Raw genomic sequence first — 11,590 nt, 5'->3', positions numbered from 1 at the left:
TAGATTCCTTTAAGTCACAGATGTCAAATAATTTGTTATCACTTAACTTTTAGCTAAGTAGAAAGCCAGTTTAAAAATTAATTAACAACTACTTTAGCAATTTATTTAAGGCAATTTTGTAAATAATATAAGGATTGCAAAGACATAACTTCAAGTAGTAGTCCAATTATAAAAGGATAAGTAAAATATATCTTAACAAATCAATCAGTAAATGCTTTACCGCAATTAAAAGAAATAGTATATCTCGTAGAAATTATCAAATTGAACGCCTATTAGGAGTTTAAATGCTAGGATATTCCTCGACTTTTAAACTTTCATATACTTGATTTAAATTTTTACATGCTAGGTTTCAAAAAGGATAACTTACTTTTAAATGGTTTATTTTAATGACTTCAAAAACTCATTTTACTAAGCTTTGCTTCTATTTTGATTTTGTCTTTTTTTGTATTAGCACTGCCACCTAAAACGTTTACTCAGGCTACGAAACAAGCACGAATTGTTTTTGCACTCCAACGTGAAACTTTATACTGCCACTGCAAATTTGATGCGCGCTTAAAAGTTGATTTGGCGATAGCCCCTTTGTATTAAGAAAAATGGTAAAGGGTATAAGGGCAGGAAGTGCTGCGAAAAATTGACAAGCAATTTAGACAAGCTGAAGGTGAGTTTTATAATTTATGGCCCGCTGTAGGCTTTGTAAATAGTGTTCGCTTTAATTTTTGCTACAATATGTTAGAGAATCATACTTCCTTTTATGGCCACCCTATTACTATTAATAAAAAATCAAGACGGGTGGAACCTGCAGATTTTGCTAAAGGAATCGTCGCAAGTGCTAATCTTTTTATGTCCTATAAATATGACATTGAGTTAAGTGAAGCACAATGAAATCTCTTTATAGTCGGGGATAAACAATTTCCACCGAGTGCGAATGAAAAATAGTGGTCAGAAGCGGTTGCTAAAATAGAAGGCTACCCAATTCCTACATAACAAACTATGAATTAAAAACGAATGGCTCTCTATCAAATTATCTATTAATAAAAAAATAGTTATAGGAGATTGATTGCACTTACAGCTAGAATTTAGAAGAGTATTAATTATCTGGTTTTACGTCTAGATATGGTTCTTTTAATTCGTCTGCAGAGCGCTCTGATGATTGCTTTTTGTCATCGTGGCCCTTTAAAGCAAATAATCCGCCTTTTTGCATATAAGAAATTCTCGATCCTTCCTTATGGCTAGAAGCACCACCATACCATGTACCATACTCCCCTTTTCCGAATAAATAATTATCAATTTCTGCCTTGATTTTTTCTTCTGTACGCAGAGCGGGATTTGTTAATAGGTTGGAAACAAATTTTTCTGTTGCCTTTTTTCCATGATATGAAAACAGGTCTTTATCTTTTAAATAATCATAACAAATTGTGAGTACTTGACATAAAAGAGGGTTATTTTTAATGTTATTAATTAAGCTTTCTTCATATAATTTTACTGATTTTGAGCATAGCATCGCTACAGTTACTGCTTTGGCTTGTCCTGCAGTAAGATTTAATTCGTTATAAAAGACTTCATCAGAATTATTTAATTCTACAAGTAGAAAGATTTTTACTAAATTTAAATCAGGCCTTAGTTGGGGATTTTCACTCTGCATTAGAGTATAAAGATAAGCTACGTTCTTATTTCCTTTATTTACATGCTCTAGAACAACGCCTAAAGAATATATATCAGATTTAACGGAAGTTTGATATTGTTCTACTTCAGGTGCTATATAACCAGGTGTGCCGCAATATTGACCATAAAATATTTCATTGCTATCTTTTATATTTGTTGCTATTCCGAAGTCTATTAAAGTAATTTTTCCCTCCTTAATTACAAAATTGCTTTCCTTTATATCTCTATGAATCCGTTTCCTTTTAGAAATAGCTGAATATCCTTTATGAAAATTATCTACTTGCACTACGCATTGTAAAGCTAGATCAAGTCGTTGAGATCCATTTAAATTATTTTCGCTTAGAAAGTCTGAAAGACTAGTCCCTAAGTACTCCATGAGGTGATAATTTTTAAAACTACCAATTATTTGAATTGGTCGTGCTTTTTCTATGCCTAGATCTCTTGAAATTTTTGCTTCATCCCAGTTAATCTCTCGCGAAATTTTTATAGCGAATAATTTATTATCTTTATTTTTAACAAGTTTAACTTTCCCGAAAGCACCTTTCCCTAGATATTCTCCTGAGGCCATGGTATAAATATTATCTTCTATTTTTATAAAAGAATGTTTAAGCTTAACCTCTACCCCAGTTGTAGGATTAATATATTTTCTTTTCCAATTCGTTTTCTTAATTTTTGTTCCATCAGAAGCTGGCTTTAAATAACGCTCTGCAAATTCCCACTCTTCAGGTGTAACATTTTCTAACGATAGCATGGTAACTTTCCGAAAGGATAATAAATACCTGGATTAATAAGTTAAGGAATATACAATAAGTATATATATAGATCGACAAGAGGTGTAAAGGGTTAATGTAAATGCCAGATATTTAAATCATTACCTCGCATGCCTAAACACTAATAACCTTTGCCACAGAAGAAGGATACTAGCCGTTTGATATTGCTTTTGGAAAAGAATGTTGCTGAATTGGGCTTCACTAAAATTGCACTATACTGATTCACAATGGATAAATTTGCAGAATGTTAAGTAGGTTTCGATAAAATCGGATTTTCCAAACTTACAATTTTCAAAAATTTTATTTAGGGGTAGTAAAGCTTAAGCAACCAGAAAATCAACGCTGTGCCTTTCAGGCTTATGTGATTGATTGGTGTAGCAAGGAACTTTACGAAATCGGTGATTCTGTATTTGCGCGCCTAAGTGCGGATGCCACTTGGCGAGATGAATTGAACGCACTAAAAGAAATGAATTTAAAATTGTTTGATGAAGGTCACCGAGTGGCAAGTTATAATCACGAACATACTAGCGAAAACGACATTGTCACTACCAATCGCATTATTTGGCTACAATTTTTTAATTCAAAACAGTCCGTAAGTGAAGAAAAGGTGAATGGTCAGCTAAGTTTAGATGCTTGGTTTGAAGAAACTGAAAAGAGATACACTTCTTAGTATGAGCCTGGGAGAGGATGTCCAGAAAGAAGCCTGTTATCTAGGCTTTGATTTCTAAAAAAATCAGACACCAATGTAATGAGTAATCCTATCCAAGTAATTGGTAAAAACTCTTTACCAACTACTTGGGTGAGATGGTTCGGTGCCACCCATTATATCAAAACTGACCTCAATTGCTAAATAAACGGATGCTACTTGATCCTCCACCTGGCCCCCTAAATTGGTTATTATAAATTGCCAATTTAATAGATAGCGCAATAATTCGTTTATAATTTAATCTAATTTGATTAAATAATAGAATCAAAAAAAGCGCTCAACTAAACCTCTAGCATTCAAATGGCGTCACTTTCATGGTGAATTGATCCTGCAATATGTACGCTGGTATTGTAAATATGGTATTAGTTATAGATATTTAGAGGAAATGATAAAGGAGCGTGTTGTATCAATCGCTCACACCACAACTTATCGTTGGGTACAATGCTATGCGCCTGAGCTAAAGAAAAGATTAGATTGGTATAAACAACGTTATTCTAGAAAATGGTATCTCGATGAAACGTACGTTAAAGTCAAAGGTAAATGGAAATATTTATACAGAGCAATTGATGAAGGCGGTAATACCATTGATTTTTATTTGTCTCATTGCCGTAACGCTAAAGTGGCTAAACGTTTTAAAGAAACTGATAAAAAGCAATCTAATTTGCGATGTCAGCATTGTCAACACCGATAAAAATCCAGCCTATAATCAAGCCATTAAAGAATTAAAACAGGAAGGAAATTTAGCGCCACAGGTCACTCATTTGCAAATAAAATACCTTAATAATCGTTTGGAATCTGACCATGGTAAGCTTAAACGCCTTATCAATCCTGTTTTAAGATTCCGCTCCATGAAAACTGCTTATGACACGATTAAAGGATTTGAAATCATGCGGATGCTTTGAAAAGGACAATTTAATAAGTGGATGTATGGAGCGGATAATGAAGTCTCCTTTATTAACCAATTATTTCATCTCTATAGCTGAACTACGTGCTAAATTTGTGTTTCTATAGTCCTTATAGTTTTTGAACACCCCAATAGTTCCTCTATAATAATATTAAAGTAATGCCTATTGGATAATCCATATTAGCTAAATTGGTCTTGCAATCGATTAAATCACCATTAGTAGTAACAAAGCAGGTAGAAATAGCGTTGGTAGCTGAATTGGTAATGTAAGCCAAAGGCTCAATGGGATGAAAAGCTAAATATTTTGGCAGATAAAATGTTGGTGACGTTAAATTAATACAATGACTGAAATTGCCATTGGTTTCTATGTTGCACTTGGAAATACTGTTCTTAAGTTCATTTATTAAATAGGCCAGAGATCCGGCTCGATTCAAGGTAATACTCAAAGGAGCGAAGGCCAAGCCATTAACTGCTTCGCTACAGTTATGTACTACACCATTAGCATCAATACCACATTTAAATATAGCGTTAAGGTCATGCAGGCTAATATAAGCATTAGTTTCAGTAGAGTTTAGTATTACTTCTCGAGGACTACCTTTTATGAAACTACTATTCCTACAAGGGCTTAAATGACCATCTGCTTTAATTTGACATGTTGTTATATGATCCCAATATGCCAAATACGCTAATGTACCTACAGCATTAAGGGTGATACCTGAAGGTGGCGAATGGTCAGGACGATTATTCAATATAACACCACAGTCTCTTAAAGTTCCCGCTCTAGTCAACCCACATTTATAGACACCGCCCGAGTAAAACTCCGAAATATAGGCCCATTTACCAGTTGGATGAATAACAATGTCAAAGAAGCCTTCTCTTCCCAGCCTAGAATTTTTACATTGATTTAATATGCCATTGCTGCCTATTTGGCAGCGAGTAATTTTACCTAGATGGTTATTCGGAACATTAGCATTTGCAATATAAATAAATAATCTTTTTACTGCAGCTTGAACGGTTACGGTTTTAGTATTACTACCTCGAATTTGTATTGGTTTTTCTAGATAATCAGTTTGGCCTGGCCTAAAGCGTAGTTCACAGCTTTGTCCTGGCGCAAGATATACACAATCACTTGCATCTTGAGTGACATCGAGCCAACTATTAGGCAGTTTTGCTCGAACGTTAGCAGCCGTAACACAGGTAGATTTATTTGTTAAAGTTATAACATCTGTAAGACTGTTGGCTATTAGCGTTAGCGAAGGCGACTTCACATCAAGTCTAGCAAGCTTGCAGGTGCTCGCATAAAGTTGATTGCTTGCAATAAAAACCGAAAACAAGTAGCAAGTCAATTCAATCATTATCCGTTTCATGTAATTTCCTTAAGTTATTTAAAAACATCATAAAGGAAAACTACGAATTTTTTAAACGTTGGTATTCTTTAAATTGCACATGAAAACTTATTATTAAGAGTGTTGGTCTCCTCAACCCTTATCTCTAATTGTATAACGGCTTAATCATTCTAATAGGCAACTAATTACTACAATACAGTAAAAAAATGTCTGGGAAGCTTAATTTTGGCTGTATATGGGGTAACGACCACATCTTTGTCAAAATTTATGACTAGATATCTAAATTTTAACCCCTTTAGAATTGTGGCGATGAAATAGATAAAGATCAATGATATTTCTGCTTTCACTAATCGCTGTATAAATATTTCCATTCACCTTTGTCATAGGTTTTTCATCAAGGTGCCAGCGGTGTAAGTAACGTTTTTTATATTACTTTAGTTATGCTTTAACAGTGGCGCAAAATATTGGACCTATCAATAAGCAGTTGTTTGATCTAATGCAAGTCCGCGTTCTTTCATCATTGCCTCTAAATCTCGATAACTGATACCATACTTATAGTACAAGCGATACAATGAAGGAGCAATTTACCATGAAAATGACGCTATTTTATATCTCATTAAAAGTTAAGAGCACGGTTTGAACTTGAGTTACCTTTAAGGTTCGTCCAGACCACTGTTGGCCATGCATCTCCAAAGAATTGGTAGCCTCTTTTTGAGAAGAAAATGTGATTAAGCCCATTCCTCTACAATAACCTGTGAAACGATCTTTAATTAGATAAAGCTCAACAATTTTACCAAACTTACAAAATTCAGTCTCAATTGCGTTTTCCGTAGTATTAAAGGGTAAATTAGCTACTTAAATAGTATGTTGATTCATGACTTAATCCTCTATTGTAATCATTAATTATTTACAAATAGAAAACTAAAATGCAGACAACCTGTAAAACACTAATTTCAGTAAACCACCTTAGCACAGTAAATTTAAGCTAGCAATTAGTAACTAGCAGGTTAAATTAAGACTCATGAGTTAAATAGCCACCTTTCTCATAACAAGCTCAATTTCAATTTTAATGCTCAACTTAACTTTAACTAACAGAAGCATTGATGCAGGCGATTTTATTTGTAATGTTATCTCTACTCTAGATCAATGAATGATGATGTCGCAAAAATTAAATGGGATTATCATTACATTACATAATCCACATTGCTAAAGCCATTCCAATCATCATTAAATTTTCAGTCAATGAAATAAATCCTAAGGGTACATTACTATTGCCGCCAACACAGGAACATTTTAACTCACGCCTATCGATATAAACTGCCTTAAAGACCGAAATGGCACCTACCGTTCCTATAAATAAAGCCACTGGAATCGAAATCCAGTGAAAAGCTCCAGCAATCATTAAAATCCCTGCTAATGCTTCTGCAAAAGGATAAATATAACTGTATGGAACCCACCGCTTGGCCAAAAGGTCGTAATTTAGAAACATAGTTGAAAAACTCTCAATATTTTGCAGTTTTAAAAGCGCAAGGATTACCATGCTAAACGAAATAAACCAGCCTAAAGCTCTTGTTGTAAAAACTGAGCCGGTAAAGGCATAGCTTGTAGCAAGTGCCATAAGTGCGGCTACTGCAAAAAGAGCAATTACAGGACGATAACTTTTTTCGTCTGGATTCTGCACTTTTTTGCCAAAATAAGAACGTAAATCATCATATCCGCCAATCCGTTCTCCGTTAATAAATGTTTGAGGCGTTGTTTTTACGCCATGCTTTGTTTTAAAAGCATCTACTTCCTCACGGCTAGTTAAACACTTATCTTCAACGCTATAACCTTGCCGTTGTAATAAGTCTTTTGCTTTAAGACCATAAGGGCAGGTGTGTTTTGGCATCACCATACGATAAAGGGTTGCTTTTCTAGCTGTATTACTCATTTGAATACTCCATTGATTCATGGTTTATAAGTAATATAGAGTATGTACTATAGTACGGAGTCAAATAATGAGTAATAAAACAATTGGGGAATTAGCTACTCTTTGTGGGATTGGAGTAGAAACGATTCGCTATTATCAAAGACAAGGACTTCTTAATATTCCCCCACGCATAGAGGAATTTAGTTCAAAAAAAATTCGCCGCTATGGTGAGCAAGACATTAGTCGTCTACAATTCATTCTTTCAGCAAAGAAGGCCGGTTTTACTTTAAAGGAGATAAAAGAGTTATTAGAGCTTGACGCCCAAAATGATCGGGAGCGTGTAAGAGGTATTGCTCAAAATCGGATTGCAAAAATCGATATCCAGATTCTTGAGCTTAAAGAAGCCCGAAATGCACTTTATCATTTAATTAAAGAATGTAAGAAGACTGATTCCAAACCCTGCCCCATCCTCACCGCTTTTGTGCAAAAATAAAGTTATAAAATTTTAGATTAATACTGCGGCATTAATCTATTTTAATTAGCTAGCCAAATTTTAAATAGTTAATTTAAGTCTCAAGAAACGACCGTTTTTTGATACTCATAACTCTTTTACTTCCTTACTGCTAATTTCCCTTATTCAGCCTACCTTTTTAAATTGCTACTTCTATTATATTTCCATATTTTAACCAAAGTATTACAAACTCATTAAAAACAATAATAATTGAGAAAAAGTAATGTCACGATTAGTTGGTTATCCCGCGTTAGTACCCTTGAGCAAAATTTAAACTTGCAAGTCGATACCCTCCTGAAAGGAGGCTGCATGAAAAATCTTATATTTAAAGATAAAGTCTCGGCCTCGGCCTCTAAAGCGACCGCCCTAAATTAACTCAATGTTTAGAAATTTATTAACAATGTGATGCGTTAGTGGTTTGTATCAACCGCTAGGTCGCTCGGTGATACATTTATTTTCAGTCATTAAAACCTGCGTTAAGAAATAGTCAAGGTTGGTTCTAAATCGCTTTGTGTTGGTGCGATTGATATAACCAGCGCTTCTAGCGAAGTAACCTTCAACCATGTCTCACCACGGGCTTAGTTGTTTGATTTAATTCTTTTATAAGAGTTTGTTGGTCTTTTATTATCGCCTCCAACGCCTTCTCTCAAGAAGTTGACAGGCCTAAGTTCCTTGTTGCCCATCCTTGTCCTGTTCTAATAACTTCATATTCAGGAGTAAATTGGTTTTTTGGATCACTATCTTTATATTTTAAGGTATTCACAATTTTTTCTAGTTCTTTTAAGCTGGTTGCCTTACTAATTTGGGATTTAAAGTCTGAAAGAATCTGGGTTTTTAAAAAATCCCCCCTGAAATTTTTAAACGCATTTGTATTACTACCGTTTACTTCAAAGGTATGCTTTCTACCCTTGTCTTGTTCATCTACTTTGTAATCGTAATGAATCGTCTCTTTTGACGGTATCACTGAGCCTTCAGGTGGAAAGAGACTAACCTCCTCAGGATCTGTTAAAGTAGGATTACTTCTATTTTCTTCTTTACAGCCGTGTAATTTATTTAAAGTCGCTAATAATGTAGGAAACGCCCCCTCAGTTACCTTTGGCGTTAAAATCCTTCCTCCATATTTCTGCATAAGTTCTTCCAATCCAGTAGATCTCTCTCTGTGGTAATTCTCCACCCACCCCGCTTTTGTTAACGTATAACGTACAGGCTTTTGTAGTTCCCATTTTGATGATTTTTGATCATACGCCATCGATTCTACTAAAAAAGTTCCTTCGTAAACGCGGCGTATGAACCAGACCTTATCACCTGTTTTACGTAATACCTCCTGTGTAGACTCATCTAATGAATTGAGTTTTCTATCCAGAAGTCGTTTAATATGTTCCTCGGTCATATCCCTATCGCTATAAAATATTCTGTTTTTCGTAATTTCAGGAATTTGCATAGGTTTTTTAAGGGAGATGTACCTCGTATCACAGGTAATGTATCTTGACTCATAGGTGCTAGGAATTTAGAACCAGTTGTGGCAGGCCCTCTAATTATACCTTTCACCGGAGAATCCTCAGGCACTACTTTGGTAAATTGACTATTCAGATTTTCCAGTGCCCACTTGGCAGCCTTTGCCTTCTCGTCAGCCCATTTTATTTCTGGATAAATCATGTTTTTTAGATTGAGCTTGTAGTCTTTTTGTAATTTCTCTTTTAACTCCTGAACACGCTCAGGGGTAAGATTATCTTTGGTTATTGGAAGTACTTTTCCTTTACAGGAAATATCATCAAAATCCCACCAGCCCTCTGTGGTTAATCGCAAACGTTTAGTCTCGCTTCTTTGCCATCGAAATGCAGGCTCAGCATAATGATTATACTTCATTGATTCAATAGTTAAGATACCATCATTTGAACTTTTACGTGGTAGCCAGAAAAGATCTTGTACATGATCACTGACTAAACCCAACTCATCAGCAGTACCTACAAGCAATCTTTGAGCTTGTAAAGGCTCCATAATATCATGGATGTCAAAAATAAATTCTCGTTCTATTTTATACTGCATCTTTCTATCTCGTACCAGTACTTATCGTTTAATTACAAGTCAATTTATTTGTTTATTTAACAAATAAGCTAAAAATAAACAAAATAGCCCTTTTACCTTAATAAAGGAGGGTTAGAATCATAGTGCTTGGTAAATTTGCGGGAATTGCGAAGAGAGCTAATTATACAATCAGGTCCTGAAACATTAGTAAAGGAAGTTAGACTAAAAATTTCATGTAGTACAATGAGACCTGAACCATTTATAATTGTAGGAGTAGCATAAATTGCTTCTAAACAATGATTGTCTCTTGCTTTAATTTGAATAATTTTATTTAAATTCACTGAAATAATGATTTAATTGCCATAATATAGGCAAATATACTTTTTTTTCGCAAAAAAAATCAACTCAAGCGACCCTATTTAGAAATAATTTATCAATTTCTATATTTATAAATTAACATAACTGCCACTAAATTGAGTATGGAAAAAATAGTAATTAACCAAGCTATAGCATTAAATCCCGTCACAGCGGCATGTTTAGTTGCAGTTATTAATGCAGTATGTAGAGGTTCTTGTATATGTTGAATGCTCGGAAAGAAGTTACTACTAGCATTTACCCATTGATCGTAAAGTTGTGTTTGTAATTGGTAGCTAACTTCATAACTATCAAGTATATGAGTGAAATGATGCTGCGTGCTTTGGTGGTAAATTATTCCACCTAACGAAATGGCTAAATAACACCTACATAAATACTCTTTACAACCATGCCAGATGCTTCTCCTGTTTTTTCTCTAGGTAAAGCAGCTATAGCAATTTTAGGAAATAGCGTTTGTGAAATACCAATGCTAAAAAAAGGATTGGTAAAACTTTTTAAATTAAGCAAGGGATAGCATATTTTTGTTTCTACATATAAAAAAATCGCTAAAGATATTATACCCACCATAAAACTGCTTAAGGTTTTGATGTTTATCCAACCCCAAGTATTACCTTCTACTAGCGCTAATACGATAGTAGTAATGCTAATAATAAATAGAATTAAACCAACAAAGTCAGTTTGATTTACTGACATATTTTTATTATTAGATGCACATAATAAAATAATAATACAGGAAAATACCATTACACCTATATTAACTATAAAAACAATTCGCCAATTAAGTAATTCTGCTATTATCCCGCCAATAATTGGCCCTAACGCCATACCTAAGCCAGAAGCTGCTGACCAAATACCAAAAACAAAAATTTGTTTGTCTTCTGGAACACTATCCCGAATCAGTGAGGAGGAGCCAGGAAAAATGAAGGCAACGCCTAAACCTTGTATTGTCCGACCTAGAATAAACATCCAGCCATTTATACCAATTGCAATGACAAATGAACCTAGAGCAAATACTAGGGAGCCAATTAAAAAAATAGTGCGTCTGCCAAAGTTATCTCCTAGCTTGCCGCCTATAACGACTAACGCAAGAATTGCCAATAAATAACTATTAAATAACCATTGAGCGGTAGTTGTTGATAAATTAAATTCTTTAATTAATAACGGTGTTAAGTTATAAAACGTTGTGGCATTAAATGCCAAGGTAAAAATACCAATAGCTATAGCAAATATTAATAAACCAATTTTTTGTTGATTATTTTCTATAGCTTGAGCATTCATATAATTTTCTCAGGTTAATTAATGCCAAACTTGTCTAATATATTTTCATAAAAATCCTATTTTTTTATATCAACCAATCATTTACGATATAATTAATGAATTGT

At 34.2% G+C, this 11,590-nt stretch carries 9 protein-coding genes and 2 pseudogenes; 4 read left to right on the top strand and 7 right to left on the bottom strand.

What is annotated here, in order from left to right; genetic code table 11:
* Positions 1-618 precede the first annotated feature (618 nt).
* Positions 619-882, top strand: coding sequence for an endonuclease (locus DYH30_RS16075; protein WP_115332773.1), 264 nt, complete (start codon positions 619-621; stop codon positions 880-882).
* Positions 883-1,087: 205 nt separating this feature from the next.
* Here the strand turns inward: DYH30_RS16075 and DYH30_RS16070 are convergent, their stop codons facing one another.
* Positions 1,088-2,413, bottom strand: coding sequence for a protein kinase domain-containing protein (locus DYH30_RS16070; protein ID WP_115332772.1), 1,326 nt, complete (start codon positions 2,411-2,413; stop codon positions 1,088-1,090).
* A gap of 467 nt (positions 2,414-2,880) precedes the next feature.
* Between DYH30_RS16070 and DYH30_RS16065 the strand changes: the two genes are divergently transcribed.
* A complete protein-coding gene (locus DYH30_RS16065) occupies positions 2,881-3,102 on the top strand; it encodes a hypothetical protein (protein WP_131740734.1) in 222 nt (73 codons plus the stop codon).
* A gap of 358 nt (positions 3,103-3,460) precedes the next feature.
* Positions 3,461-4,121 (top strand): annotated as a pseudogene (locus tag DYH30_RS16060) (IS6 family transposase).
* Between the two features lie 61 nt (positions 4,122-4,182).
* On the opposite strand, the gene DYH30_RS16055 reads toward DYH30_RS16060, so the two are convergent.
* The 3 genes and pseudogenes from DYH30_RS16055 to DYH30_RS16045 all read right to left on the bottom strand — a co-directional run bounded on the left by DYH30_RS16055 (position 4,183) and on the right by DYH30_RS16045 (position 7,318).
* Positions 4,183-5,409 (bottom strand): hypothetical protein, encoded by a 1,227-nt coding sequence (locus tag DYH30_RS16055; protein ID WP_115332770.1) that lies wholly within the window; start codon positions 5,407-5,409, stop codon positions 4,183-4,185.
* Between the two features lie 585 nt (positions 5,410-5,994).
* Positions 5,995-6,231 (bottom strand): annotated as a pseudogene (locus tag DYH30_RS16050) (RNA recognition motif domain-containing protein); the annotation flags it as partial.
* 346 nt (positions 6,232-6,577) lie between these two features.
* The gene (locus DYH30_RS16045) at positions 6,578-7,318 is read right to left on the bottom strand and encodes a MauE/DoxX family redox-associated membrane protein (protein ID WP_115332769.1); all 741 of its coding nucleotides are present in this window, start codon (positions 7,316-7,318) and stop codon (positions 6,578-6,580) included.
* 67 nt (positions 7,319-7,385) lie between these two features.
* Between DYH30_RS16045 and DYH30_RS16040 the strand changes: the two genes are divergently transcribed.
* Positions 7,386-7,790 carry a MerR family transcriptional regulator gene (locus tag DYH30_RS16040; protein ID WP_115332768.1) on the top strand — a complete coding sequence of 135 codons (405 nt, stop codon included), beginning with the start codon at positions 7,386-7,388 and terminating at the stop codon, positions 7,788-7,790.
* Between the two features lie 664 nt (positions 7,791-8,454).
* Here the strand turns inward: DYH30_RS16040 and DYH30_RS16035 are convergent.
* From DYH30_RS16035 to DYH30_RS16020, 3 genes are all read right to left on the bottom strand, one after another.
* Complete coding sequence (locus DYH30_RS16035) at positions 8,455-9,198, bottom strand: hypothetical protein (protein WP_160116236.1); 744 nt, start codon at positions 9,196-9,198, stop codon at positions 8,455-8,457.
* A complete protein-coding gene (locus DYH30_RS16030) occupies positions 9,195-9,854 on the bottom strand; it encodes a hypothetical protein (protein WP_115332766.1) in 660 nt (219 codons plus the stop codon). The genes DYH30_RS16035 and DYH30_RS16030 overlap by 4 nt, the downstream gene beginning before the upstream one ends.
* Positions 9,855-10,562: 708 nt before the next feature.
* Positions 10,563-11,486, bottom strand: coding sequence for an MFS transporter (locus tag DYH30_RS16020; RefSeq protein ID WP_115332764.1), 924 nt, complete (start codon positions 11,484-11,486; stop codon positions 10,563-10,565).
* Positions 11,487-11,590 lie beyond the last annotated feature (104 nt).

It is taken from the genome of Legionella busanensis, from assembly GCF_900461525.1.
Lineage (GTDB): Bacteria > Pseudomonadota > Gammaproteobacteria > Legionellales > Legionellaceae > Legionella_C > Legionella_C busanensis.
This window is presented reverse-complemented; position numbering and strand designations above follow the sequence as displayed.

Coding starts and splice junctions, on each gene's coding strand:
- DYH30_RS16035 (WP_160116236.1), bottom strand. CDS start 9,198: ATGACCGAGGAACATATTAAACGACTTCTGGATAGAAAACTCAATTCA.
- DYH30_RS16055 (WP_115332770.1), bottom strand. CDS start 5,409: ATGAAACGGATAATGATTGAATTGACTTGCTACTTGTTTTCGGTTTTT.
- DYH30_RS16070 (WP_115332772.1), bottom strand. CDS start 2,413: ATGCTATCGTTAGAAAATGTTACACCTGAAGAGTGGGAATTTGCAGAG.
- DYH30_RS16030 (WP_115332766.1), bottom strand. CDS start 9,854: ATGCAGTATAAAATAGAACGAGAATTTATTTTTGACATCCATGATATT.
- DYH30_RS16045 (WP_115332769.1), bottom strand. CDS start 7,318: ATGAGTAATACAGCTAGAAAAGCAACCCTTTATCGTATGGTGATGCCA.
- DYH30_RS16040 (WP_115332768.1), top strand. CDS start 7,386: ATGAGTAATAAAACAATTGGGGAATTAGCTACTCTTTGTGGGATTGGA.
- DYH30_RS16020 (WP_115332764.1), bottom strand. CDS start 11,486: ATGAATGCTCAAGCTATAGAAAATAATCAACAAAAAATTGGTTTATTA.